Genomic DNA, 25,760 nt, shown 5'->3' with positions numbered 1-25,760 from the left:
GCCCCACCCCCACTGGCAGGAGACAACGATGATCCCGATCCATCTGGATACCGGGGCGGGCCCCGCTCGTCCCCAGGCTCGGCAGCCGCTGAAAGACCTGGACCAATTCCTGGTCGAGGACAAGACCACCGGCGACTACCGCCTGAACCGCAGCGCGTTCACCGACGAAACGCTGTTCGAACTCGAAATGCAGCACATCTTCGAGGGCAACTGGATCTACCTGGCACACGAAAGCCAGATCCCGAACAACAACGACTACTACACGACGCATATCGGCCGCCAGCCGATCGTCATCGCACGCAACCGCCAGGGCGAACTGAACGCGTTCATCAACGCCTGCAGCCATCGCGGCGCGATGCTGTGCCGCCACAAGCGCGGCAACAAGGCCACCTACACCTGCCCGTTCCATGGCTGGACGTTCAACAACAGCGGCAAGCTGCTCAAGGTCAAGGACCCGGAGCAGGCCGGCTACCCCGAGTGCTTCAACAAGGAAGGCTCCCACGACCTGAAGAAGCTCGCGCGCTTTGCCAACTATCGCGGCTTCCTGTTCGGCAGCCTCAACGCCGACGTGCTGCCGATCGAGCAGTTTCTTGGCGATGCCGCGCGCATCATCGACATGATCGTCGACCAGTCGGCCGATGGCCTGGAAGTGCTGCGCGGCTCGTCGACCTACACGTTCGCCGGCAACTGGAAGCTGCAGGCCGAGAACGGCGCCGACGGCTACCACGTGTCCGCCGTCCACTGGAACTACGCGGCCACCACCAGCCACCGCAAGCAGGCGAACGAACGCGAGGACAAGATCCGTGCGATGGACGCGGGCAAGTGGGGCCAGCAAGGTGGTGGCTTCTACGCGTTCGATCACGGCCACATGCTGCTGTGGACGCGCTGGGCCAACCCCGAAGACCGCCCGAACTTCGCGCGACGCGGCGAGTTTGCCGAGCGCTGCGGCGAGGAACGCGCCGACTGGATGATCCAGAACTCGCGCAACCTGTGCCTGTACCCCAACGTGTACCTGATGGACCAGTTCGGCTCGCAGATCCGCCTGCTGCGCCCGCTGTCGGTGGACAAGACCGAAGTCACGATCTACTGCATCGCGCCGAAGGGCGAATCCGACGAGGCCCGCGCACGCCGCATCCGCCAGTACGAAGACTTCTTCAACGTCAGCGGCATGGCCACGCCAGATGATCTCGAGGAATTCCGCGCGTGCCAGCAGGGCTACTCCGGCCCGGCACTCGCGTGGAACGACATGTGCCGGGGCGCCACCCACTGGATCGACGGTCCCGACGAAGCCGCGCAGCGCATCGGCCTGAATCCCGTGATGAGCGGCCTGCGCACCGAGGACGAAGGACTCTATACGGTGCAGCACCGCTACTGGCTCGAAACCATGAAGCGGGCCGTCGAACAAGGAGACGCGGCATGAGCGCCATCGATCTGGCCGGCGTGTCGGCCTTCCTCTACCGCGAGTCCCGCCTGCTCGACGACGAGCAATGGGACGAATGGCTGACCTGCTATCACCCCGAGGCGCGCTTCTGGATGCCGTGCTGGGACGACGACGGCAAGCTCGTCACCGATCCGGAGCGCGAGATCTCGCTGATCTTCTACCCGAACCGCCAGGGACTGGAGGACCGCATTTTCCGCATCAAGACCGAGCGGTCCAGCGCGACGATTCCCGATACGCGCACTAGCCACAACCTCAGCAATATCGAGATCGAATCGGTCGACGGCGCCACGGCCACCGTGCGCTTCAACTGGCACACGCTGGCGCACCGCTACCAGACCAACTTCAGCTACTTCGGCATGTCGCGCTACGTGATCGACTTCTCGGCCGGCACACCGCGCATCCTGAACAAGTACGTCGTGCTCAAGAACGACTACATCCATCAGGTCATCGACATCTATCACATCTGATTCGCTCGCCGTACCAGGCAGCACCACGGAGGGACAAGGCCATGGAACATACGATCGCCCTGCAATTCGAAGATGGCGTGACGCGCTTCATCACATGCGGTGACAACGAGACGCTGTCCGACGCCGCCTATCGCCAGCAGATCAACATTCCGCTCGACTGCCGCGACGGCGCGTGCGGCACCTGCCGCGGGCTGTGCGAGTCGGGCCACTATGACCTGCCCGAGTCGAGCTATATCGAGGACGCGCTGACCGCCGAGGAAGCGGCCAAGGGATACGTGCTGGCCTGCCAGACGCGGCCGCGCTCGGACTGCGTGATCCGCGTGCCCGCATCGTCCACGGCCTGCAAGACTGGTGTGACGCGATTCGAAGGCGCGATCGCCGCCGTGGCGCCGCTGTCCGACTCGACCATCGGCTTTTCGATCGATCTCGACGACCCCGCCGCGCTGAGCTTCCTGCCCGGCCAGTACGTCAACGTGGAAATTCCAGGCAGCGGCCTGACGCGCGCCTACTCGTTCAGTTCGGCTCCGGGCGCATCGCAGGCCGCCTTCGTCGTTCGCAATGTGCCGCAGGGGCGTATGAGCAGCTTCCTGTCTGGCGAAGCGCAGAGCGGCCAGCGCATGGCGTTTTCCGGCCCGTTTGGCAGCTTCTACCTGCGCCCCGTCACACGGCCGGTGCTGTTCCTGGCCGGCGGCACCGGCATCGCGCCGTTCCTTTCGATGCTCGATGTGCTGGCTGCCAGCAGCAACGCGCATCCGGTGCGCATGGTCTATGGCGTGACCAACGACATAGACCTCGTAGCCACCGACAAGCTCGATGCCGCCGCCGCAGGCATCGAAGGCTTCAACTACCGCACCTGCGTGGCGGACGCCGGCAGCGGGCATGACCGCAAGGGCTACGTCACCTCGCATGTCGACCCCGAATGGATCAACGGCGGCGATGTCGATATCTATCTGTGCGGCCCAGTGGCCATGGTGGAGGCCGTACGCGACTGGCTGCAGGCGTCAGGCATCACGCCGGCCAACTTCTACTACGAAAAGTTTTCTGCCAGCGCGGAGGCATGATGCGCAAGACTCAACGGTTTGCCGGCCGGACGATGATCGTCACCGGCGCGGCGCAGGGTATCGGGCGTGGGGTGGCTGTGACGGCTGCAGCCGAAGGCGCGAACGTGGTGCTGGTGGATCGTGCCACGCTGGTTGAGGAAGTCGCCGCTGAAATCGTGGCCGGGGGCGGCACGGCCATCTCGATCAACGCCGATCTTGAAACCTTCGCCGGGGCGCAGGCCATGGTGGCCGCCGCCATCGCCGCGTTTGGCCGGGTCGACATCCTGGTCAATAACGTCGGTGGCACGATCTGGGCCAAGCCCTACGAGCATTACGCCGAGGTCGAAATCGAGGCCGAGATCCGCCGCTCGCTGTTCCCCACGCTGTGGGGCTGCCGCGCGGTTCTGCCCGGCATGATCGAACAACGCGCGGGGGTCATCGTCAATGTGTCGTCGATCGCCACGCGCAGCATTCATCGCGTGCCCTATGCGGCAGCCAAGGGCGGCGTCAATGCGCTGACCGCGAGCCTGGCATTCGAGCACGCGGCGGACGGCATCCGCGTCAACGCCGTGGCTACCGGCGGCACCGAGGCGCCGCCGCGCAGGATTCCACGCAATACGCAGCAGCAGTCGGAACAGGAATCGACGTGGTATCAGGCGATCGTCGACCAGACCATGGCGTCGAGCCTGATGCATCGCTACGGGACGATCGAGGAACAGGTCGGTGTGATCCTGTTCCTGGCCTCGGATGAGGCGTCGTATATGACGGGGACGGTGGTGCCGGTGGGCGGTGGGGATCTGGGCTAGATACCGATTTGGATACCGATGTTCTTGCTCCCCTCTCCCGCAACGCGGGAGAGGGGTTGGGGGAGAGGGCGCAGCGCTTCAAAATGCGCGGTCTCAACTTGAGAGGCCAGGCCCTCTCCCCCAGCCCCTCTCCCATTTCATGGGAGAGGGGAGCGCATAGCGAAGGCTGTCGCTATGCCGCAACCATCCTGGATTTCGCCGCCACCTTGCGCGCTTCCTTCCTGCGGCCATACCAGCCGCCCACCACCAGCAGCATCGCCACGGCCACGAGGTCGCCGCTAAGCGCCACTGGGCGCGTGGGGCGGCCCCCGGCGATACCGTAGGTGAAGCCTTCGATCGTCACCGACACCACGGCGCCAAGCACGAAGCAGAACAGGCTGTGCCGGCCGATCTGCACCACCGGCCCCATGAAGCGGGCCATGCGCTCGACCCACCCCGCGCGCGCCGCCAGATAGACCAGCCACGCCAGCCCCAGGAAGCTGATCACGCGCAGGAAGGCCAGGCTCTGCTTCGGCAGCGGAAACACCATCGACGGCAACCATGCGGGCAGCCAGGCTTCATACACGTGCGGACGCATCCACAGATACGCAAGCGCCATGCATCCCAGCGTCACCACCACCGCGCCGACCGTGCAGGCGTGGCGTGCGATGTTCTGCTGCGGCAGCACGAAGTCCGGCCGCAACCGTGCCAACAGGCCCATGCCGAACATCAGCTGCCACGCGAACGGATTGAAGCTCCAGCCTCGCGGCTCGCTGCTGGGCAGCATCGGCAGCAAGGCGGGCGCCATGAGCCACAGCGCCACGCTGCCGCAGACAAAGGCCATCGGATAGTTTCGCGCCCAGCGAATTGCCAGCGGCGCCAGGCCAATGAACACGGCATACATCGGCAGGACATCAGAGACAAACGGCTGGCGCGCAAGGCTCAGCACCTGGAACAGCGTCTCGATGGGCTGCGCCATGAAGGCTGGCGCCTCCGTGGCACGCACGGCCGGCGCGGGCACCTTGCACATCGCCAGCAGGAAGCCGAAGAACAGCATCAGCACGCCGGTCAGCACAAAGGCCTTGTAGATCTCCCAGCTACGGCGGTGCAGGCGCTTGCTGGCGGCGCTGGCGCCCTGCCGGGCCTCCATCGCCAGATAGGCGGCGCCCGCCGAATAGCCCGCCAGGAAGACGAAGACCTCGGCGGCGTCGAAGAGCGTGAAATTACGGATCGTGTAGTCGGCCAGCACGCTGCCGTTGACATGGTCGACCACGATAAAGAGCAGCGCGATGCCGCGAATCAGGTCGATCTCGGTGCGCCGCTGGTTGTTGTTCACTGCGTTCACAGGCGTGCTTCCCAATGCATTCCGGCCGGATTGGAGTCCGGCCGGCTTCTCATGGGACGCATCTTACCGTGGCATCCGGGTTTACGTGTATTCGCTGTGTTTCAGCAGGTTACTCCGTGACATGTGCAGCATTCAGCCGTCCCACCTGCACAACACGGGGGACGGAAGCGGCACATCAAATCCGCTCCGCTCAGGCCGCTTCCTTCAGTTGTGCGAGCTTGGCCTCCGCATCGCGCAGCGCCGTGCGCAGACCCTCTTCCACCACCGGGTGGTAGAACGGCATTGCCAGCATCTCGGCGATCGTCAGGCCCTGCTGATATGACCAAGCCAGCAGGTGGGCAATGTTCTCGGCACGCGGGCCAAGCCACTCGGCGCCAAGGAACCGTCCCGTCGCACGATCGGCGTAGACGTGCATCAGGCCCCGGTTCTTCAGCATCACGCGGCTGCGGCCCTGGTCTTCGAAGCTGACCTCGCCTGTCACGAAGCTGCCCGGCGTCAGGTCGGCAAAGCGCTTGCCGACCATCGCGATCTGCGGATCGGAGAACACGACACCGATTGGCGCGCGGCGCGCCAGCGGGCGCACGTCCGGCCAGTGTGCCGCGTTCTCGCCGGCAATCTTGCCCTCGTCGGCAGCTTCATGCAGCAGCGGCAGCACGTTGTTGGCATCGCCGGCGACAAAGACCGGGGCGTCGCCGCACTGAAGCGTGACCGGATCGAACACCGGGACGCCACGCGGATCCAGTGCGAGCGCCGTGTTCTCGATCGCCAGGTTGTCGACATTCGGCCGGCGACCCGTTGCGGCCAGCACGTAGGCAAAGCGCTCGGTCACGGGCTTGCCGTCCTCCGCTTCAAACGTGATGACGGCTTCGTCGCCATCGCGGCGCATCTCGAGCACGCGGGCGTCAGGCAGCAGCGGGAACTCCTGATTGAAGGCGCGGGCGGCATAAGCGCGGATCTCGGGGTCCGAAAGCGGCCCTACGCCGCCGCCAACACCGAACACGCGCACGCGCACACCAAGGCGCGACAGCGCCTGGCCCAGTTCAAGGCCGATCACGCCCGGGCCGAACACGGCCACGCTCTGCGGCAGGTCGTCCCACGAGAATACGTCGTCGTTGACGATCAGGCGGTCCCCGAACACCGCGAACGCGGGCGGAACCGCCGGGCGCGAACCCGTGGCGATCACCACGCGGCTGGCTCGCACCACGGTGTGGTTGTCGACCTGCAGGATGGTGTTGTCGATGAACTGCGCGAAGCCGCGCAGGCGATCGGCCTCGGGGATGCTCTCCACGCCACGGACCACAAAGCCGACGAAGCGGTCGCGCTCGCTGCGCACGCGCTGCATGACTTCACGGCCGTCGATCCTGATCTTGCCGTCCACGTGCACGCCGAAATCCGCCGTGTGGCGCGCTTCATGCGCAGCCTCGGCCGCGGCGATCAGCAGCTTCGACGGCATGCAGCCCACGCGGGCGCAGGTCGTGCCATAGGCACCGCCCTCGATGATCACTGCGCGCTTGCCCGCGGCGATGGCTGCGCGGTAGGCCGCCAATCCGGCGGTGCCCGCGCCGATGATTGCTACGTCGGTCTGAACGGTCTGAATCGTCTTCATCTGCGTTTCCTGTTCAAGCATCTGGGAATTGCCGTCAATCGGCGTACGGGATGACACCGCGAAACATGCGGCACCATCGGATCCGGCGACTGCGGAGGAGCTGCGGGGAATAGGTGCCCAGGACACCGGTCGGGGGAACCGGGCCCGGGCGGGGAGGATCAGCGAGCCAGGTACTGCTCGAGCGCTTCAGCGCCGCCGATCAGGCCGCCGTTGATGAACACCTGCGGAGCGGTCATGCTGCCGGACAGGGCGCCCAGCACCTTGCCGCGGATCTTGTGGTCCAGCGGTACGTCGATGTACTCGTAGCCGTTGTCCGACAGCAGTTGCTTGGCCTTGGCGCAGTGCGAGCAGCCGACCTTCGAGAACACCACGACCTGGTCAGGCGTCTTTGCGGTCGGGGCGATGTAGTTCAGCATCGTGTCGGCGTCCGACACCTTGAACGGGTCGCCCGGCTCCTGCGGCTCGATGAACATCTTGTCCACCACGCCATTCTTGACCAGCATCGAATAGCGCCAGCTACGCTTGCCGAAGCCGAGGTCGGCCTTGTCGACCAGCATGCCCATGCCGTCGGTGAACTCGCCGTTGCCGTCCGGGATCATGACGATGTTCTCGGACTCCTGGTCCTTGGCCCATTCGTTCATGACGAACGTGTCGTTCACGGACACGCAAAGGATTGCGTCCACGCCATGCTTGGCAAACACCGGCGCCAGTTCGTTGTAGCGCGGCAGGTGGGTAGACGAGCAGGTCGGGGTGAAGGCGCCCGGCAACGAGAACACTGCCACGGTCTTGCCATCGAACAGTTCGGCCGTGGTCACGTCCTTCCACTCATTGTTTTCACGCACACGGAACGTGACGTTGGGAACGCGTTGGCCTTCACGGGATTGCAGCATCGGGATGACTCCTCAGGGGTTAGGTTCGCGCCGCGTGTTGCAGCGACGGAATGGATTCTGAAGATCGTGATGTGATTTGTACAATTCATCGTTTCAACCCGAGCGATTGATATTTACTATTATCAATCGTTGAAATGCGATTGATTTCCTCTATCGAGGGTGATTCACAAGCGCTTTCTTGTGGCAACGGCCACCGCTATCATTCGGGCACCCAATAAAGACAACCGAAGGGACAAACCCAATGACCCGCCTGCCTGTACGTCTGCCAGTGGCAACCCTGCTGGCTGCAGCCCTGCTCGCCTGCCCGCTCACACCCGTGGCGGCTGCTGCGACCATCGCCAAACCCGAGCTTGATCAGCTCGTGTCCGCCGGCACCGCCAAGCCGCCCGCCAGCTTCAACGCGTTCCTGGACAGCGCCGTCAAGGCCGATCCGAAACTGGCCCCCGCCGTGCGCGCCTACCGCGCCAAGCGCCCGCTCAAGGGCGACGACCTTGTCAACATCGGGCGCCTGCTTGGCGTCTACAACCGCGTGCATAACCAGCAGGCCGTGCTCGACAGCATTAGCGAGATGGTGGCGCTGCGCACCGTGCGCGATGAAAAGGTGCCGCAGCACGAGAACCCCGCAATCATCGAGTTCGGCAAGCTCGTCGAGCGCATGGCCAGGGACTTCGGCCTGACCTATCGCAACGTCGATAACCGCGTGTTCGAAGTGACGCTGCCGGGCACGGGCAAGGACACGTTCGGCATCCTCACGCATGCTGACGTGGTGCCCGTGGTGGCCGACGAATGGGTGCTCGACGATGGCACGAAGCTCGATCCGTTCAAGGTCACGCGCGTGGGTGACTATCTCTATGGCCGCGGCACGATCGACGACAAGGGATCTATCGCCGCCGCGCTCTACGCGATGAAGACCGTGCGCGACTCCGGCGTGCCGCTGGCGCGTTCGATCCGGCTGATGATCGAAACCACCGAGGAAACCGGCGGCGACGGCATGAAGTACTACCGCGAAAAGACCGCCCTGCCCGACTACAACATCGTGCTCGACAGCAAGTATCCGGCGGTGGTTGCCGAGAAAGGCTCGGGTGCGCTGACCGTGCGCTTCCCGGACCAGGCCGTGGACGGCAAGCAGGCAGCCATCGTGGCCATGAGCGGCGCTGCATCGGCCAATGCGATTCCGCAGACGGCCACGGCGCGCATCAGCGGTGGCGATCTGGCGAATATCGCCTCGGCGCTCGAACGCGCCCGTGCCGGCTTCATCGCCCAGCACGAGGCGCAGGGCAAGTTCTCGATCGACGTCACGCGTAATGGCGATGGTGTCGACGTGAAGGTGACCGGTTCGTCGGCCCACGGCTCGCGCCCCGAGGAAGGCGTGAACCCCGTGCCGCGACTGGCGATGTTCCTGCAGTCGTCGGGCGTGGCCTTCGCCGACAACCAGTACGCGCACGCCATCCGCTACCTGACCGATCTCTACGGCACCGACTACCTCGGCGACAAGCTTGGCGTGGCCTATCGCGATGACTTCATGGGTCCGCTGACGATCTCGCCAACGCTGATCCGCGAGCGCAATGGCAAGCTCGAAGTGACGGCCAACGTACGTATGCCGCGTGGATCGACGCCCGACGCGCTGCGCACGAAGATCGCCGAACGCATCCAGGCATGGGCGGGCTCCACGCACACCGCTCTGGAGATCCAGCATGAACAGGGTGACTGGATGGCGCGCGATCCGAAGGGTGCGTGGCTGGCAACGCTGCTGAATATCTACGGCGACACCACGGGGCTGGAGGCCAAGCCGGTGCCGACGGCGGGCAGCACCACGGCCAAGATGATGCCGAACGCGATCAACTTCGGCCCTGCCATGCCGGGCAAGAAGTACACCGCCCACAACGCGAAGGAGTACAAGGAAGTGTCGGACCTGAACCTCGACATGCAAATGTTCACAGAGATGTTGGTGCGCGTCGGCAATCTGAATAAGATGCAGTAACCGGCTACCGGCAATCCACTCCAGGAAGCCGCGCCGGCATACACTGACGCGGCGCGGCCTTCTTAGCAGGAATTTCGTTTGTTGTTATCGATTTAATCTGTTTTACAGGTACTGCAAGCGCAAATAGGCTTTGTCCCCGTCCTCACGCCCGTGCGCAACCCCTTGCCACGGGCCCCCATCTATAAGAAAGACGGAGACAAGGCATGGAGAATCAAGCCCGGCGACGCCGGTTTCTCAAGCAGGCCGGCTTGCTGACGGCCAATGCAGTCGTCGGCACCACGGCGCTGAACGCGCTCGCCGCAAACGGCGACAAGGTTCAACTCCCCTTTGAGAATGGTGGGCGCGAACTTGTCGCTTTCCCGCAAAAACGCCCGCTGATCCTGCTGACCAGCCGGCCGCCTCAGCTTGAAACCCCTTTCAGCGTGTTCAACGAGGGGATCCTGACGCCGAACGACGCCTTCTTCGTGCGCTATCACTGGAGCGGCATCCCGACCTCGGTCGATCCGCAAACCTATCGCCTGCGCGTGGGCGGCAAGGTGAAGACACCGCTGGAACTGTCGCTGGCCGAGATCAAGACGCTGGCAACGCCCGTGGAACTGGTGGCCGTCAACCAGTGCTCGGGCAACAGCCGTGGCTTCCTCGATCCTCGCGTCAACGGCGGTCAGCTTGCCAATGGCGCCATGGGCAACGCGCGCTGGACTGGCGTACCGCTGAAGGCGCTGCTTGAAAAGGCCGGCGTGCAGCCGGGCGCCGTGCAGGTCAGCTTCGACGGCCTGGACCGCCCGCCGCTCGACAACAGCCCTGACTTCGTCAAGGCGCTCGATATCGACCACGCACTCGACGGCGAGGTCATGGTGGCCTGGTCGATGAACGGCGAGGACCTGCCGATGCTCAACGGCTACCCGCTGCGTCTGGTCGTGCCCGGCCATTACGGTACCTACTGGGTGAAACACCTGTCGTCCATCCAGGTCCTGGACAAGCAGTTCGACGGATTCTGGATGCAGAGCGCCTATCGCATCCCCGATAACGCCGGCGCGAACGTGGAACCCGGCACGGCCCCGGCACACACGCGCCCGATCGGCCGCTTCAACGTGCGGTCGTTCATCACCAGCCTGACCGAGGGTGCATCCGTGCCGGCGGGCCGCGAGACCGTGGTGCGGGGCATTGCCTTCGACGGCGGTTACGGGATTGCGGAGGTCGCCTTCTCTGCCGATGGCGGCCACACATGGACGGAAGCCACGCTGGGCAAGGATCTTGGCAAGTACTCGTTCCGTGAATGGCGCGCCGTGCTCCGTCCGTCGCGCAAGGGCAACTATGACCTGCGTGTGCGTGCGGTCAACCGCATCGGCCAAAGCCAGCCGATGACTGCGCTGTGGAACCCCCCTGGCTATATGCGCAACGTGGTGGAAACCACGCGTGTGAAAGCCGTCTGAGGAACCCGCCATGCACAAGACCAACCGCAAACGCTTCTCGGCGCGCTTCTCCGCGCAACACATTGCAGCATCGCTGGCGCTGACACTGGCTGCCATTCCGGCAGCGCACGCACTGGAAATCCAGCTTCCGCAGGAGACGGCCAGCTATCAGCCCAGCGACCTGCCCGGCTACCAGCTGGTGCAGCAGAACTGCATGACCTGCCATTCCGCGCAGTACGCATCCAGCCAGCCGCATTCGCTGGGCCGCGCCTACTGGGATGCCACGGTCAAGAAGATGAAGGCCGCCTATGGCGCGCCGCTTCGCGACGAAGACATCCCCGTAATCGCCGATTACATGGTCAAGACGTACGGGGCGGAACGCTCGGCAACGACGGCAGCGGCTGCGGCTGCGGCCACCGCCACCGCTGCGGCCAAGCCGGCGGCAACAGCGGCACAGGCTGCACCGGCCCCGGCCAAGGCGCATGACGCCAGCAGCCTGCTGGCCGCCAACAACTGCCTTGCCTGCCATGCGGTCGACAAGAAGGTGGTTGGCCCCGCCTTTCACGATGTTGCGGCCAAGTACGCGGGCCAGCCGAATGCCATTGGCGCCGTAATGCAGAGCATCCGCAACGGCGGCAGCGGCAAATGGGGCCCCGTGCCGATGCCGTCGTTCGCCAGCGTCAGCGATGCCGACCTGCGCGAGCTGGCCGGCTGGGTGCTGGGCCGCTGACGGACGGGCCTTCGAGGCGTCATCAAACTGAAGCGAAGCGGTTCTGGCCAGGCGCGCCGGAATCGTTTCGATGGCGCCTCCTGGAAACGTCAGACCCGCACCCGGTCAAAGCCCGATTCCCGCGCCAGCACGATGGCCTGCGAGCGGTTCTCCACTTCCAGCTTGGAGAAGATGCTGGTGATGTGGTTACGCACGGTCTTCTCGCAAAGTCCGAGGTGAGCGGCAATCTGTGCGTTGTCGCGCCCCTGTGCGATCAGCACCACGATGTCGCGCTCGCGCCGCGTAAGCGTGCCAAACGCAGGGTCACTACCTGACTCCGGCGCTGGCAGAAAAGCACGCACCTCCTCGATCCAGCGATGCCACGCCGGCTCCGTTTCCAGCAGCAGGTGATTTCCAGTGTCCAGCGGCACGAACCGCGCGTTGGGAATCATGCTGGCGATCAGCCGCCCTTCGTCGAACGGCACGCGCGCATCGCCCACCGCGTGCATCACCAGTGTGGGACAGGACACCTGCGGCAGCAGATCGACGACGTCGATATCGTTGAAGATACGCATGAAGCGCGCGGCATTGACGGGCGAAGTCGACACCCGCTCAAGCTCGTTGAACCAGCGGTGCTGTTCCGCCGTGCCGCCCGGCATGAACTGCATGGTGAAGAATTCGCGGAATGCGGGGTTCTCCTGGCCCCAGCCGATCTCCGCAAGGCGGATCATCAGCTCGGCCTCTTCGCGCATCTCGGGACCGGGATCGCGCTTCATCCGTCCACGCGCGTAGCCGCCATACAGGATCAGGTGGCTGACGCGTCCGGGGTGCGCCACGGCATAGGCCACGGCGATCGAGGCCCCCTGCGAGATGCCAAGCAGTGGAAAATGATCGACGCCCATTGCATCGACGATGGTTTCCAGGTCGCGCAGCCATGCCTCGAACGACAGGTCGTCGACATGGCGATCGGACAGGCCGCATCCGCGCTCGTCATAGCGAATCAACGTGTGCTGTTCTGAGAGCGCACACAACATGTGGCTCCAGACCGGGCTGCCCACATCGAATTCGAGATGGCTCATCCAGTTCGCGGCCTTGACCAGTGGCGGGCCGCTTCCGGTGATCGCATACGCCAGGCGTACGCGATCCGGAGTCGTGCATAGGCGAATCTGTTGCTTGAGCATCGGCATGGCGGGGTCACACGCGGCGCAGGATGCGAGCGAAGCGGCATGCCGGGACACAGGCTCACCGCGTCCGGTCGGGCCGGGCGACTCACCTATCTTAGACAACGATGTCCGGCGCGCGGGCAACAGGATTGCCACCCCGCCCCGCGAAGTGCGGAAGGCCAGACGTGGCGCACGTTGCGCGCGCCGCAAGAGGTACACCATGCGCGGTGCCTCGCAGCCAGTATGCAAAGCCCGGCCGTGGCCGGGCGTTCTCTTCATGCTCCCGGGTCAATGCGCGCTGCAACGCGCGTGAGTGGTTGGCTCAGGCACTGTGCGATGCACAGTCGCTATGGCCGCTGACATTGCGCGCGCCATCCGTGTAGGGGTCACGCGGCCCGTTGTGGTTGCCTCCATCGGTATAAGGGTCACGCGGCCCGACTACTCGTGTGCCGTCGGTGTACGGATCGAAGCCGCCCCGTTTGCACGCGGACACGCCTGCGTGCGTCGGCGAATTCGACAACATGAAAACTTCGCTGAACGCGCCGGCGTGTGCCGGGTTGGCGCACAGGCCAGCGGCCAGTGCGGATGTTGCGAACAGGGTCTTGGCGGGATTCATACGCATCTCGATACTCCAGCTCCAATCGAGGACCGGGCGGCATTGCCGGCACGGCATGGCCTCGTACAGGCGACCGGAAATGGATGAGACACGCGGGTGTGGGATCGCCTTTGCCACAACCGGCGCTGGCAAGCATTGTTGACAGCGCCGGTGTTCACGGCATGAGGCGCAAGTCCCGGTTCTGGGCGGGACGTCGGCTTGCGGGCCGAAAGGCCTGGGACATCGGTCCCGCGCGGCCCTGCGCGGTCAGCGGAGCGTAGTGCGCGCGGCCGCCGCCTTTTCGGAGGTGATCCCCGTGATACCTGCCATTCAGGAATGCGCTGCCGCCCGAACAGGCTCCAGGCTTGCAAGGTAGCGATGGATCTGCGCGACGACCCCGGCCCCCTCGCCCACGGCGGCGGCTACGCGCTTGGTGGAACCCGAACGCACGTCGCCGATCGCAAATACGCCTGGCACGCTCGTTTCCAGCGTGAAGTCCGCGCGCTCGGTACACGAGTGATGGGCATCGAAACCGGTGAGGACGAACCCCTTGTCATCGGTTTCGACATGGCACGCGCGCAGCCACTCGGTGTTCGGCGCGGCGCCGATGAACAGAAATACATGGCGCACCGGCATCGCGATGCATTCGGGGCCCTGGGAACGCTCCTTGTAGCGCACCGTCGACAGCCATTCCTCGCCCTCCATCGCAGTGATCTGCGCGTGCGTGTGCAGATATACGTTCGGCAGACCCTTGATACGGTCGATCAGGTAGCGAGACATCGTCGCCTCCAGCCCTTCGCCTCGCACGAGGATATGCACCTCCTTCGCGTGCGATGCCAGGTACACCGCTGCCTGCCCCGCCGAATTGCCGCCACCGACCAGCATCGCGTACTCATCCTTGCAAAGCTTGGCTTCAACCGGCGACGCCCAGTAGTAGACGCCGCGGCCTTCAAAGCGAGGGAGTGATTCGATATCGGCACGACGGTACTGCGCGCCGCTGGCAATCACCACGGTGCGCGTAGGAATGAGGCGGCCGTCTGTCAGTTCGATGCGGATCGGCTGATCGCCGCAATGAAGCGCCTTGGCTTCGAGCGGAATCGCCAGGTGCGCGCCGAACTTGAGCGCCTGCACGAGTGCCCGGCCTGCAAGGGCCTGGCCGGAAATGCCGGTGGGAAAGCCCAGGTAGTTTTCGATGCGGGCACTGGCGCCGGCCTGACCACCGGGGGAGCGGCAGTCGACAACCGCCACCGACAACCCCTCTGAAGCCGCATACACGGCCGTTGCCAGCCCCGCCGGACCGGCGCCGACCACGATCACGTCATAGACATGGTCGGGATCGAATTCCGGCACCAGCCCAAGGCAACTGGCAAGCTGCCCCTCATCGGGCGCGCGCAGCACGCTGCCGTCGGGGCAGATCACCATTGGAAAATCACTCTGCGGGGCGTTGCTGAGGTCGAGAAGACAGGTGGAATCGTGATCCGTATCGATGTCGATCACCCTGTGCGGATGACCATTGCGACGCAGGAAAGCCTGCAGCGCCAGCAACAGCGGTTGCGTGCCCTTGCCGACCAGTACCGGGCCGCTGCCCCGCTCGATCAGGCCAACCCGGCGCAGGATCAGCGCACGCATGATGCGCTCGCCAAGATCCGCTTCGGCCACCAGCAGTGCGCGCAACCGGTCCGGGGCAATTACCAGCGCAACGGTGTCTTCTATGGCCAGTGCATCCACCAATGCCGGCTTGCCAGTCAGTTGGCCAACTTCCGCCAGGAACTGCCCGGGGCCCTCTTCGGTGATCGTGCTTCTGTTGCCCAGCCCATCGCGCTGGATGATGCGTGCGCGGCCAGACAGGACAACGTACATGCCGCGGCCCACATCGCCCGTGACAAAAAGCATCTCCCCGGCGCGCCATGACCTCAGTTCGCCAAAGCGTCGGATCCGGTCGATCTCGGCCGCGGTCAGCGTGGGAAACATCTGGTGGCTGCGAGACTCCAGCAGCGAGTATGGCGCCTCCAGCCCGGAGACCGGCTCGTGGCCGACGTCTCCCCCCGAAGTCTCGGGACTTGCATCGATTTCCGAAGTCGCCTGCGTGATCTCCATGCATCCCCCTTGCAATCGTCAGATGGCCGGACGCCGCCGGCCGCGCAAGGATCGATAGTAATCGGCCCTTGCTCGAAATACACATGAAGATTTTAGGCAAACGTGGCGGTAGGGGCCGCCCGGCATCGCCGTATTGGCGGGCCGGCACTGCCCCGGATAACGATGAAAAAAGCGACTTGGATCCAGTGATTTAAATCATGGTGAGAATATTAAGCGGTCGCTACACTGTGCTGCGCGCCCATGAAAACGCGCACCCCGCCGGCACCCGCAAGGTCTGCGGCGCTGCGGCGGAGACCAGACAGCCCCCCAGCTAGCAAGGAGACGAGATGTACCGCGATCGCATTCGCCTGGCCGCCCTCCAGGACAGGATCATGTCGGCCGATCAGGCCGCAACGCTGATTCAGGATGGCATGACGGTCGGCATGAGCGGATTCACGCGCGCCGGCGATTGCAAGGCCGTGCCGGTGGCACTGGCACGCCGCGCGGCAAGTGACCCGCTGCGTATCACGCTGATCACGGGGGCGTCCCTCGGCAACGACACCGACAAGATCCTGGCCGAAAGCAATGTGCTTGCGCGCCGCCTGCCTTTCCAGTCCGACGCCACGCTGCGCCGCAAGATCAACGACGGCGAAGTCATGTTCATCGACCAGCATCTGGGCGAGACCGTCGAACAATTGCGCAGCGGCCAGCTTGCACCGGTGGACATCGCCGTGATCGAAGCCGCCGCCATTACGGAGACGGGCGGCATCGTACCTACCACCTCCGTCGGCAACTCGGCCAGCTTCGCGATGATGGCCAAGAAGGTGATCGTCGAACTGAACCTGAACATGCCAGCCGGGCTGGAAGGCCTGCATGACATCGCATTCCCGGTACAGCGGCCGTATCGTCAGCCGATTCCGCTGATTTCCGTCGAGCAGCGAATCGGCCTGCCCTACATTCCCGTCGACCCGTCACGTATCGCGGCCATCGTGATCACCCAGCGCGACGACAGCCCGTCCAACGCGCTGCCGCCCGATGGCGAAACGCGCCAGATCGCCGGGCACCTGATCGGCCTGCTCGATCGGGAGGTGCGCGCCGGACGGCTATCCCACTCGCTGCAGCCGCTGCAGGCCGGCATCGGCACCATTGCAAACGCGGTGCTGCACGGCCTGGCCGACTCGCCGTTCCATGACCTGACGATGTACTCGGAGGTGCTGCAGGACAGCACGATTTCACTGATCGATGCCGGCAAGCTGCGCTTTGCCTCGGCGTCCTCGATGACGCTGTCGGCGCCGGTATATCGCCGCGTCCTCGACGACATCGAGCGCTACAAGTCGCGCCTGATCCTGCGCCCGCAGGAAATCAGCAATCACCCCGAAGTGCTGCGCCGCCTGGGCCTCATCACGATCAATACCGCGCTTGAGTGCGACATCTACGGCAACGTCAACTCCACGCACGTCGGCGGCACGCACATGATGAACGGCATTGGCGGTTCGGGCGATTTTGCGCGCAATGCCTACCTGTCCGTATTCGTGACCAAGTCGGTGGCCAAGGACGGCAAGATTTCGAGCATCGTTCCGATGGTGTCGCACGTGGACAATAGCGAGCACGACGTCGACATCCTCGTCACCGAACACGGGCTGGCCGATCTGCGCGGCCTGGCACCGCGCGAACGCGCGCTGCAGGTCATTCAGAACTGCGCCGATCCCGCCTATCGCGATGGACTGCTCGACTATTTCCGCCGTGCCTGCCTGCGCGGGGGGCAAACGCCCCACCTGCTCGAGGAAGCCTTCGCGTGGCACGTCAACTATCGCGAGCACGGCACGATGCAGCCGCAGCAACGCACAGTCAAGGCCGCCAACGAAGCGCTGGCGGCGTGAGCGTGGCTGAGCCCGCCTGACCTTCCTGAACCCTCCTGACCCTCCTGACCCTCCTGGAAGCCGCTTCGGAATGAAGCGGCTTTCTTTTTTTGCGCCTCCATCAACGCCCGCAACATGGTGCTCGGTGCGTACCGTTCACGGTGTCCTCATTGGCAATCGGCGCGATATCCATATTTCCGCATTTCGGATTGGGCCCCTGTCTGCCGGCATTCAAAAGTGTCGACGGAGAAAACTCTTGGCGGTTAATTGCAGAACAGTTTTAACATTTTCGCGCGTAATGGTACCAATTTAAAGGCAATTTCAGACACGCACCAACATAGTCGTTAGCCTTCGATCACACTTTCGCAGATGCGAAGGTGCAAACATAAGTTGTCAGTTGACAACTTATTCAAAGCAACCTATCGTTGGAGCCCTGAATGGATCGAAGCCAACACCCGAAGAAAGAAGTGGAAGCCGCACTCCGATACGCGGAAAGCGAATTCTGGCGATGCGAACAAGGTGGGGCCCATGCATGGGGCAAGCTTTATTGCCCATACAACAGTTCCACTTGCCGTTGTGGCGAGTTCTGCATCGTGTGCATCTGGAGCACGCCACGCAACCCATCCAACCATGCGCGCCATTTGCGCCGTGTGGTTGACCACTGCTCGATCCATCAAGGTCACAAAGCGCCCCCTGGAGTCTCCCATTGAGAGGACAACATGGAATACACCTTCACGCTGAAATACCAGCTATCGCCGCCAGACGACAATCTTGACGAGATAGCGGAACGATTGGGCGCCGGCGGCTGTGATGACGCGCTTGCAGGCGTTGGCTTGCCGGGCCGCCTTGCCCTGATGTTCACGCGCGAGGCCCCATCTGCGCGCGATGCCATTCTCAGCGCGCTGGCGGATGTTCGAAGGATCGCCGCCGATGCGCGATTGATCGAAGCCACACCGGATTTCGTTGGCCTGACCGATGTCGCGGATGCCATTGGCGTGACACGGCAGAACATGCGCAAGCTCATGGTTTCACATGCGAAGTCGTTCCCGGTACCCGTACACGACGGTGCCGCGTCCGTCTGGCATCTGGCGGATGTGCTGGCGTGGCTGGCCGAGCGCGGCAACTACGACCTTGACCCAACCCTCGTCGAGATCGCCAATACGACAATGCAGGTCAATCTGGCCAGGAGCGCCAGCCGCTTAGCACCTGAATTCAGGCAGCAACTTACCGAACTGGTTGCATGAAGCGGGGCACCATCAACATTGCCCCCCCTTTTTGCCCGGCCCGAAGTGGCCTATTCTGTCCCGACGACCATCACATAAAAGCTGACGGGCGACCTGGCCCTTCATGTTGATATCCATGGAAAAGACTGCATTCGTATTCGCCGGCGGCGGCAGTTTGGGCGCCATCGAGGTCGGCATGTTGCGGGAACTGGTGAACTGGGGAGTCGCCCCCGATCTGGTGATCGGCGCATCGGCCGGGGCGATCAACGGCGCCTACTTTGCGTGCCATCCGCATGTGGAAGGCACGACAAAACTGGAAACCCTGTGGCGCAGCATCACGCGGGCGGAGGTGCTGCCGTGGTCGTGGCGCAGCATGTTTGGCATGATCGCGGGCAACCGTGGGCACCTGGTGGAGTCCTTCGGACTGCAACGGCTGCTTAACCGCAACTTCGGTGAGGCAAGGCTCGAAGATTCGGCCGTGCCGCTTTACGTGGTGGCCACGGACATGAACACGGGCGACGAGGTCGTGCTGTCTTCCGGCAACATCGTCAAGGCCGTGCTGGCCAGCGCGGCCATTCCGGGTGTCTTTCCTCCGGTGGAAGTCGATGGACGCAAGCTGATCGATGGCGGGGTGGCCAACAACACGCCTGTTTCCACCGCGATCCGGCTTGGTGCGACGCGCATCATTGTGCTGCCAGCCGGCTTTGCGTGCGCCGAGCGCCGGCCGCCGCGCGGCGCGGTCGAGCACGCGTTCAATGCGCTGTCGCTGCTGGTGGCGCGGCAGCTTGTGCATGATCTCGAGCGCTGGTCGGAGCAGGCCCAGATTGCTGTGGTGCCGCCGCTCTGTCCGCTCGACATCTCTCCCTACGACTACACGCGTTGCGGCGAGCTGATTGACCGGGCAGCGGAAGCGACGCTCGCGTGGCTGCGTGCGGATGGCCTGTCGAGCCGGCGTGTGCCCGGCGCGCTGGAGCCGCATACGCACGACGAGTCAGCGCCCAGTTGCAGCGCTGACATCCCGATGCCAGCGTCGAACCATGCGCACGGCGACCACCATGGCCATAGCCATCCGACATAGCCCGGACCCAATACCAAACCCCTGCTGCCCCACTCCATCACGTCATCTGACGCCTCATTCTCAAGGCAGGCCTTCCTTCGGCCGTAAAATCGTGGCTGACCATCCGTGAATTCACAGCCACCTTGATGAAGACGTTTCCCTTACTCTGCGCTGCGCTCCTTGCCAGCCTGGCCGCCCACGCCGAAACCCCCAACGTTGCCGCGCCACTCGGCGTCGAACTCGGCAAGACCAAATGTGCGCGTATGACCCCGGGTCCCAATCGCGTCAGAACAGGCACATCGCCGTGGGCCGGTGGCGACACGATCGAGCTTCGAAATCTGGACCGGTTCAAACTGCCGGGCCTGACCAAGGCAACCGTCAACTGTGACAACCAGGACACCGTGGCGCTCGTCACCCTGAATTTCGACCGGTCCGCGATGGACGATGTGGTCAGGAAGCTCGATGCCCGTTACGAATCGAAGCGCAAGACCGATGCCAGTGCCGAAAACGGCTACGCGGAATGGGCTGCCACGAACGGCAGCATCGAAATGCTCTACGCACGTGACGGCAAGGGGCTCGTGGTCGCCTACTGGGCCAAAGGCGCCAAGGCAAAGTACTTTTCATACAGTTCCACCAGTTCCACCAGTTCGAGTAGTTCACCCCGGGACAAGCAGCAGCCGGCCATCGTCAGCCCTCAAGGTCAGCTCTAGAGCCATCCCCACGACCCAGCCCTACGCCCGCTACATAAACTGATCATTTTTCATAAAATGATCAGTGAACTACTCATTTCAGCTTGAAGGATGGGCGACTGACTGCTACTCTGAACATGCATTTCATGCAAAATGAGTAGCCCAATGAGCATCGACTTACAGACCGAGCTGGAGTCCGCGCGCCGCGCGGCGGGCGTCAGCCAGCAGCAACTGGCGTCCAGGGCGGGGCTTTCCAGGATGACTGTCCAGCGCACCGAAAGCCGGGAGATCGACCCGAAGTTGTCCACGGTTATCGAGATGGCCCGCGCACTCGGCATGGACGTCATGCTGGTGCCAACCGTGCTACGGCCAGACCTCGAGAACTTCGTCCGCTCCGGTGGCCGCTATCTGGCCCAGCCACCCGGTGGCGACGCACCGCCGTCGATCGTAGACACCTTGATTGCGAAATGACCACGTCGATTCGCTATCTGCGCCTGTTCCTCCATACGCCGACCGGGCGCCGTGGCATCGGCTATCTCTCCCAGTACGGTGACATTCTCCGGGTCTCGTTCGATCACGACTACGTTGAGGACGCCAACCGTCCCACGCTGTCACTTGGCTACGTCGGCGAGACCGAAGCCGCCACGCGGGCCATCCTCACTGCGCTGCGTGACGCACGCGTAGCCCGTTCGGACGGCCACTGGCCGGTGTTTTTCCAGAACCTGCTGCCCGAAGGTCACAATCGCGAGCGGCTGGCCAGGGAGCGTGGATGCACCACGGATGATGAATTCGAACTGCTGGCGGCAGCCGGGCACGACCTGCCTGGAGCCGTTGAAGTGGAACCCGTGCCACCAGCCGAAGGCGTGCCGGAAATCGTGCGCAACTGGCACACGGCGCTAGGGCTGGACGTGCTCGAACCCGGATTCGTCGAGGAGCCGGTGGAAGACGCCGCAGCCATTCCGGGCGCGGTGACCAAATTCTCCGCGATCCAGCAAGGCAGGCGCTATGTCGTCAAGCGCCACGGCGAGGCCGGCGACTTCATCCTCAAGCTGCCCTCCGCGCGCCACCCGGATCTTGTCGAGAACGAGTTCACGGGCTATGCACTATGCCGCGCGCTGGGCCTGGAATGCGCCGAAGCATCGATCATTTCGCGCGAGGAGGCGGAACTCCCCGAGCAGGTGCCTTTCGATCGCATCCTGGCCGTCAAGCGGTTCGACCGGGCGCCAGGAGGCCATCGCGTGCATATGGAGGAGTTCGCCCAGATCCTTGGCTACGCCCCGCGAAACAAGTACGGCCGCTCGCTGGCACATGACTACGGCAACGTACTGCGTGTTCTGGACCGGCTTTCCGCACGACCGGCGCCGGACACGCAGGAATTCGTCAAGCGCTTTGTCGCGTTCCTGCTGATGGGCAATACCGATGCACACCTAAAGAATTGGGCGGTCTGCTATCCGGACGGCAAGAGGCCAATCCTCTCGCCCCTCTACGATCCCGTGTGCGTAACGGCATTCTTTGACGACGTGCCCGTGACCGACTACGGCATCAATCGCGCCATCGACAAGGCCCTGCGCACTTTCACGCTGGACGATCTCGACGCCATGGTGCGATCCGCCGGCCTGCTCAGACGTGCCCGGCTGCTGGCGATCGCGAAGGAAACCGTGCGCCAAGCCAAGGCCGACTGGCCGAGGCTTCTCAAGGACGCGCCCGCCGGGGTTCGGCGCGCAGTCACGGAACGACTGTCCGGCGCGGTGGCACTGGCGCAGGCCTGACAGACCGAGCCTGACAGACTGTTGGGCGGCGCCCAACCACGGGCCTGCGACCGTTTGCTGCCGGCCACCGCATCACTCGCGAAAAGTGCCCGCCCAGACGCGTGAACTGCGCATGTAGCTGCTTTCCCCTCCGCTTTTCCCACTCATTTGCCACTGGCACGTTCTCTGCAAAGCAGGATCGAGCGCGGCGCCGCTGCTCATCCCATCCAACGGAGCCATTCGCTCCCCCCGGAGAACTGTCATGAAGATCCCGCCCCAGTTGCGGCCGGGCGTCATTGCGCCGCCGCGCCCGGGCCACGTGCCCGCCATCCGTTATCGATTGCGTAGCTGGATTCTGTTGTTGCGCGTGCTTGTGCTCTGCTTCCACACGGCGGCGCATGCGCAGCCAGTGTCGCCACCCACCACACAGGTCACGCCCGAACAAAAGTTCGCACCCGGATACCTGGAGGCCGTGGCCACCGGCTACGACAACGGGCAAGCGTTCAACGCCGCCGAAGGCATCGCACCGGCGCGCCAGCCTCGCGCGGTTCGGACGGAACCCGCACCGCCAATGCCGGCGCCCGCCCCCGCCGCTGTGATGACACCCGCATCGGGCAACCTGAGACGCATCAGCACGCAGTGAAGCACGTGCGACACTACGCCCGGCGTGGAAGCAGTGCCGCCCTGGCACCGGGCGCCGGTGCCGGGCGTCGCAAGTCGGGCGAAGGTACCGTCAGGCAGTCGCGCCGCCATCGAGACCGATTGTCTGCCCCGTGATATAGCGGCCTGCGGGCGATGCCAGCAGCACGGCCAGGCCCGCCACGTCGCGGGCTTCGGCAATGCGGCGCATGGGAATTGCCGCCGACAGCGCCTTTTCGCGCTCGGGGTTGCCCCACAGCGCATCGCGCGAGAAATCGGTGCGGACCGGTCCTGGATTGATGCTGTTCACGTTGATGTTGTGCGGCCCCAGTGTGTGGGCCAGGCTGCGCATGGCAAGATCGACCGCACCCTTCGAGATGCTGTACAGCGGCAGCAACGCCGAGCCGCGTCGTGCGGCGATGCTCGACATGAAAATGATCGAGCCGTCGCTGCGCCCGATCATCTGCGGCGCCAGCGCGTTGACCAGCACGAGGTTGCCGCGCACGTTGCCGGCCATCACTTCGTCGAACTGCTCAGGCCCCTGCTCCAGGATCGGGCCTGCCACGCCACTGCCCGCGGCGTTCAGGATCAGCGCGTCCACGCGGCCAACTGCCTTCAGCACGCTATCGGCGAAGGCGCGCACGCTGGCGGTGTCGCTGATGTCGCAGGCGATACCGGTGGCATCAATGCCTTCCTTAAGCAGTTCGGCAGCAACCTTTTCGCTGACCGCGGCATCGCGGCCGGAAACGACCACCCGTGCGCCGGCCTGCCCGAGCGCGCGCGCCATTTCCAGACCCATTCCCTTGGTAGACCCCGTGACGACCGCCACGCGGCCAGACATATCAAACAGCTTGAACATGAAAGAACTCCTTCAGTGAGTCAGTTGAGTCAGTTGAGTCAGATGTGCGGGTTTCCACAGACGTCGTCGGCAACTTGATGCCACCTCACGGTCAACTCGCCGTTTGATGATGATCGACATCTATTGAATAAAGTATGGTCATCATCTAAACTGCCGTCAAGCAGCAATTTCGGAATCTGGAAGGAGGCGTCAAATGGCGCGTGCATCAAGGGCGGTAGCCGAGCAACACAAGGCAGCCATTGAGGCGGTATCGGCACGACTGGTTCGCGAACATGGCCTGCATGGCATATCGGTCGCCCAGGTGATGGCCGACGCGGGGCTCACGCATGGCGGCTTCTATGGTCACTTTGCTTCCAAGGACGAACTGGTTGCCAGGGCCTGCGCACTGGCCTTCGAAGAATCGGCGGGACGCTGGCAGCATCGGATCGATCAGGCTCACGGGGACCGGCAAGCGGCTCGCCAGAGCCTCGTCGATCAATACCTGACCACGGCCCACCGGGATGCCGCGGGTGATGGCTGTGCCGCCCCGGCCCTTACCGGCGACGTGGCTCGCGAAGCCAGCGGCAAGCCGGTTCACGCCGCATACCTGCAGGGGCTCAAGACGTTGCTCGGCCTCTGGGAGTCCACGGCACCTGACGATGACAACGGTGACGACGATGAAAACGGTGGCGACGCAGCGCGCGGCGCCGCGTTGGCGGAGGTCGCCATGCTCGTCGGCGCCATGACGATGGCACGCGCGACTCGCGGCGACGCGCTATCCGACGAGCTTCTCGACGCGGTGCGCACGAGGCTGCTTGCCTCCGCCAAACCCATTACGGCCTGAATCCAGGCACCACATTCTCACAACGCCCCCGGGGAGACCCATGTTTGCGCAAACCCTATCGAGCCGGCTCGACCGCCGAGGCATCCACTATGCGTGGATCGTCGCCGCCATCACGTTCTGCGTGATGCTCACTACAGCCGCCGCGCTCGGCCTGCCAGGCGCGTTCCTGAAGCCGTTGACCAGCGAAATGGGATGGAGCACCGATCAGGTCTCATCGATCCTCGCGTTCCGCTTTGCGCTGTTCGGCCTGATGGCGCCATTCTCGGCACTGTTGATGGAACGCTTCGGCATCCGCAACGTGGTCTGCGTGGCACTGGCGCTGATTGCCGGCTCGATGGCCATGGCCACGATGGCTACGCAGCTCTGGCAATTGTTCGTTGCCTGGGGACTGATGCTCGGCATCGGCTCGGGCATGACCGCGATGGTGCTGGCGGCACTCGTCGCCAGCCGGTGGTTCACGGCGCGGCGCGGGCTTGTCATCGGCATGCTCACGGCCAGTTCCGCAACTGGTCAGCTTGCATTCCTGCCCGTAGCCGCCTGGCTGATCGAACACATGGGCTGGCGCTTTGCCGTGCTTCCGGTGCTGGCATCTTGCGCGGCGCTGGCGGTGCTGGTATTCGCACTCATGCGCAATCGCCCTGCGGACATAGGCCTTGCACCGTTCGGTGAACTGCCTGGCACAGCGCCTGCCGCCGCGGCTCCCGCAATGCCCCTGTCACTGCGCGGCCCGTTCATGGTCCTGCGCGATGCCGCGCGTACGCAGACGTTCTGGATCCTCGCCGGCACGTTTTTCATCTGCGGGCTATCGACCAACGGCCTGATCCAGACGCACTTCATCGCACTGTGCGCGGACTTCGGCATGTCGGCGGTGCCGGCGGCATCGGCCCTGGCGATGATGGGCGCATTCGACTTCGTTGGCACGATTCTGTCGGGCTGGCTGTCGGACCGCTATGACAACCGCAAGCTGCTGTTCTGGTACTACGCGCTGCGTGGCCTGTCGCTGTTCTGGCTGCCCCACTCGGAATTCACGCTCTACGGCCTGTCCGTGTTCGCGATGTTCTATGGGCTCGACTGGGTGGCCACGGTCCCGCCGACGATCAAGCTGGCAGGCAGTGTATTCGGTCGCGAGCGCGCTGCGATGGTCTTCGGCTGGGTGTTCGCCGCACATCAGATCGGCGCAGCCACGGCGGCGTTCGGCGCCGGGTTGTCGCGCACGGCATGGCTGACCTATGCACCGGCGCTCTATGTGGCCGGTGGCGCCTGCCTTGTGGCAGGACTGCTGGCACTGATGGTACGGCGCCCTGCGCCACAGGCAGGCGGCGCCGCGCCACAGACGGTCAACGCCTGAGGATC

Annotated in this window: 24 protein-coding genes; 17 read left to right on the top strand and 7 right to left on the bottom strand. The window is 64.2% G+C overall.

The features are described from left to right. Window positions 1–28 precede the first annotated feature (28 nt). The 4 genes from benA to B552_RS0110370 are packed head-to-tail and all read left to right on the top strand — an operon-like array spanning window position 29 to window position 3,754. Window positions 29–1,420, top strand: a complete 1,392-nt coding sequence (benA, locus tag B552_RS0110385; protein WP_019448956.1) for a benzoate 1,2-dioxygenase large subunit — start codon at window positions 29–31, stop codon at window positions 1,418–1,420. After that, complete coding sequence (gene benB / locus B552_RS0110380; RefSeq protein WP_019448955.1) at window positions 1,417–1,908, top strand: benzoate 1,2-dioxygenase small subunit; 492 nt, start codon at window positions 1,417–1,419, stop codon at window positions 1,906–1,908. Before benA ends, benB begins: the two co-directional genes overlap by 4 nt. 41 nt (window positions 1,909–1,949) lie before the next feature. Beyond that, window positions 1,950–2,969: a benzoate 1,2-dioxygenase electron transfer component BenC gene (gene benC / locus B552_RS0110375; RefSeq protein WP_019448954.1), complete on the top strand. Its 1,020-nt coding sequence runs from the start codon at window positions 1,950–1,952 to the stop codon at window positions 2,967–2,969. After that, window positions 2,969–3,754 carry a 1,6-dihydroxycyclohexa-2,4-diene-1-carboxylate dehydrogenase gene (locus B552_RS0110370; RefSeq protein ID WP_019448953.1) on the top strand — a complete coding sequence of 262 codons (786 nt, stop codon included), beginning with the start codon at window positions 2,969–2,971 and terminating at the stop codon, window positions 3,752–3,754. Before benC ends, B552_RS0110370 begins: the two co-directional genes overlap by 1 nt. 172 nt (window positions 3,755–3,926) lie before the next feature. Here the strand turns inward: B552_RS0110370 and B552_RS0110365 are convergent, their stop codons facing one another. The 3 genes from B552_RS0110365 to B552_RS0110355 form a co-directional block, all read right to left on the bottom strand. After that, window positions 3,927–5,078: an OpgC domain-containing protein gene (locus B552_RS0110365; RefSeq protein ID WP_019448952.1), complete on the bottom strand. Its 1,152-nt coding sequence runs from the start codon at window positions 5,076–5,078 to the stop codon at window positions 3,927–3,929. 190 nt (window positions 5,079–5,268) lie between these two features. Further along, complete coding sequence (locus tag B552_RS0110360; RefSeq protein WP_026035522.1) at window positions 5,269–6,675, bottom strand: dihydrolipoyl dehydrogenase; 1,407 nt, start codon at window positions 6,673–6,675, stop codon at window positions 5,269–5,271. A 167-nt stretch (window positions 6,676–6,842) separates the two neighbouring features. Beyond that, window positions 6,843–7,574, bottom strand: a complete 732-nt coding sequence (locus B552_RS0110355) for a glutathione peroxidase (protein ID WP_019448950.1) — start codon at window positions 7,572–7,574, stop codon at window positions 6,843–6,845. 241 nt (window positions 7,575–7,815) lie between these two features. Here B552_RS0110355 and B552_RS0110350 point away from each other — a divergent pair, with 241 nt between their 5' ends. The 3 genes from B552_RS0110350 (at window position 7,816) to B552_RS0110340 (ending at window position 11,697) form a co-directional block, all read left to right on the top strand. Continuing rightward, window positions 7,816–9,555: a dipeptidase gene (locus tag B552_RS0110350; RefSeq protein WP_019448949.1), complete on the top strand. Its 1,740-nt coding sequence runs from the start codon at window positions 7,816–7,818 to the stop codon at window positions 9,553–9,555. A 203-nt stretch (window positions 9,556–9,758) separates the two neighbouring features. Continuing rightward, window positions 9,759–10,988, top strand: coding sequence for a molybdopterin-dependent oxidoreductase (locus tag B552_RS0110345; protein ID WP_019448948.1), 1,230 nt, complete (start codon window positions 9,759–9,761; stop codon window positions 10,986–10,988). 10 nt (window positions 10,989–10,998) lie between these two features. Beyond that, the gene (locus B552_RS0110340) at window positions 10,999–11,697 is read left to right on the top strand and encodes a c-type cytochrome (RefSeq protein WP_019448947.1); all 699 of its coding nucleotides are present in this window, start codon (window positions 10,999–11,001) and stop codon (window positions 11,695–11,697) included. A gap of 89 nt (window positions 11,698–11,786) precedes the next feature. Here B552_RS0110340 and B552_RS0110335 read toward each other — a convergent pair whose 3' ends face one another. The 3 genes from B552_RS0110335 to B552_RS0110325 all read right to left on the bottom strand — a co-directional run bounded on the left by B552_RS0110335 (window position 11,787) and on the right by B552_RS0110325 (window position 15,531). Next, complete coding sequence (locus B552_RS0110335; RefSeq protein ID WP_019448946.1) at window positions 11,787–12,863, bottom strand: alpha/beta fold hydrolase; 1,077 nt, start codon at window positions 12,861–12,863, stop codon at window positions 11,787–11,789. 298 nt (window positions 12,864–13,161) lie between these two features. Continuing rightward, window positions 13,162–13,461: a hypothetical protein gene (locus tag B552_RS27400; RefSeq protein WP_019448945.1), complete on the bottom strand. Its 300-nt coding sequence runs from the start codon at window positions 13,459–13,461 to the stop codon at window positions 13,162–13,164. Window positions 13,462–13,764: 303 nt separating this feature from the next. Then, window positions 13,765–15,531 carry an FAD-dependent oxidoreductase gene (locus B552_RS0110325; RefSeq protein ID WP_019448944.1) on the bottom strand — a complete coding sequence of 589 codons (1,767 nt, stop codon included), beginning with the start codon at window positions 15,529–15,531 and terminating at the stop codon, window positions 13,765–13,767. 326 nt (window positions 15,532–15,857) lie between these two features. Here B552_RS0110325 and B552_RS0110320 point away from each other — a divergent pair, with 326 nt between their 5' ends. The 8 genes from B552_RS0110320 (at window position 15,858) to B552_RS27395 (ending at window position 22,729) form a co-directional block, all read left to right on the top strand. Continuing rightward, a complete protein-coding gene (locus tag B552_RS0110320; RefSeq protein ID WP_019448943.1) occupies window positions 15,858–17,390 on the top strand; it encodes an acetyl-CoA hydrolase/transferase family protein in 1,533 nt (510 codons plus the stop codon). Between the two features lie 416 nt (window positions 17,391–17,806). After that, window positions 17,807–18,079 carry a hypothetical protein gene (locus B552_RS29175; protein ID WP_083860271.1) on the top strand — a complete coding sequence of 91 codons (273 nt, stop codon included), beginning with the start codon at window positions 17,807–17,809 and terminating at the stop codon, window positions 18,077–18,079. A 9-nt stretch (window positions 18,080–18,088) separates the two neighbouring features. Beyond that, on the top strand, window positions 18,089–18,613 hold the full coding sequence (locus B552_RS0110315; protein WP_019448942.1) for a hypothetical protein: 525 nt from the start codon (window positions 18,089–18,091) through the stop codon (window positions 18,611–18,613). Window positions 18,614–18,728: 115 nt separating this feature from the next. Next, window positions 18,729–19,670 (top strand): patatin-like phospholipase family protein, encoded by a 942-nt coding sequence (locus tag B552_RS0110310; RefSeq protein WP_019448941.1) that lies wholly within the window; start codon window positions 18,729–18,731, stop codon window positions 19,668–19,670. A 125-nt stretch (window positions 19,671–19,795) separates the two neighbouring features. Continuing rightward, window positions 19,796–20,359, top strand: coding sequence for a hypothetical protein (locus B552_RS0110305; RefSeq protein ID WP_019448940.1), 564 nt, complete (start codon window positions 19,796–19,798; stop codon window positions 20,357–20,359). Window positions 20,360–20,503: 144 nt separating this feature from the next. Continuing rightward, on the top strand, window positions 20,504–20,809 hold the full coding sequence (locus B552_RS0110300; protein ID WP_019448939.1) for a helix-turn-helix transcriptional regulator: 306 nt from the start codon (window positions 20,504–20,506) through the stop codon (window positions 20,807–20,809). Beyond that, window positions 20,806–22,107, top strand: a complete 1,302-nt coding sequence (locus tag B552_RS0110295; RefSeq protein WP_019448938.1) for a type II toxin-antitoxin system HipA family toxin — start codon at window positions 20,806–20,808, stop codon at window positions 22,105–22,107. Before B552_RS0110300 ends, B552_RS0110295 begins: the two co-directional genes overlap by 4 nt. A 241-nt stretch (window positions 22,108–22,348) precedes the next feature. After that, window positions 22,349–22,729 (top strand): hypothetical protein, encoded by a 381-nt coding sequence (locus B552_RS27395; RefSeq protein ID WP_019448937.1) that lies wholly within the window; start codon window positions 22,349–22,351, stop codon window positions 22,727–22,729. Between the two features lie 90 nt (window positions 22,730–22,819). Here the strand turns inward: B552_RS27395 and B552_RS0110285 are convergent, their stop codons facing one another. After that, entirely contained in the window at window positions 22,820–23,584 is a 765-nt protein-coding gene (locus tag B552_RS0110285; RefSeq protein WP_019448936.1) for a glucose 1-dehydrogenase, read from the bottom strand. 193 nt (window positions 23,585–23,777) lie between these two features. Here B552_RS0110285 and B552_RS0110280 point away from each other — a divergent pair, with 193 nt between their 5' ends. Both B552_RS0110280 and B552_RS0110275 read left to right on the top strand, forming a co-directional pair. Next, window positions 23,778–24,407, top strand: coding sequence for a TetR family transcriptional regulator (locus B552_RS0110280; protein ID WP_019448935.1), 630 nt, complete (start codon window positions 23,778–23,780; stop codon window positions 24,405–24,407). A gap of 40 nt (window positions 24,408–24,447) precedes the next feature. After that, window positions 24,448–25,755: an MFS transporter gene (locus B552_RS0110275; protein ID WP_019448934.1), complete on the top strand. Its 1,308-nt coding sequence runs from the start codon at window positions 24,448–24,450 to the stop codon at window positions 25,753–25,755. Window positions 25,756–25,760 lie beyond the last annotated feature (5 nt).

The sequence above is a fragment of the Cupriavidus sp. BIS7 genome (assembly GCF_000292345.1).
Classification (GTDB): domain Bacteria; phylum Pseudomonadota; class Gammaproteobacteria; order Burkholderiales; family Burkholderiaceae; genus Cupriavidus.
Note: the sequence above shows the minus strand (reverse complement) of the source record. Positions and strands in the feature narration are given on the sequence as shown.